General features: G+C 47.3%; 1 pseudogene. It reads right to left on the reverse strand.

The features are described 5' to 3' along the window. Positions 1-264: pseudogene (locus LDN30_RS16290) on the reverse strand (ATP-binding protein); the annotation flags it as partial.

The following is a 264-nucleotide window of genomic DNA, read 5'->3' on the forward strand; positions in this document are numbered from 1 at the left end:
GCGAAACCAAGCGAGCCTTAATAAATCCCTTCTCAGCAATGTCGTGAATGACCTCAATGCGCTTGCCCTCAGACTTATCGATCTTGATAAGCCGTTTCAGTTTGCCATAGTCAGTCATCGTATTCGGGTCGACAAGTTCCTTGGGGCGACTACCCAACCCAACAAGGTTGTTCATATAATAACATACCATGTCGCTGTTGAACATACTGGGCTCCTTGCCGAAACTCTCTTCGGCAAAGCAGTAGTTGTCGTACCACGGCTTAA

The organism is Prevotella lacticifex (genome assembly GCF_019973375.1).
Classification (GTDB): domain Bacteria; phylum Bacteroidota; class Bacteroidia; order Bacteroidales; family Bacteroidaceae; genus Prevotella; species Prevotella lacticifex.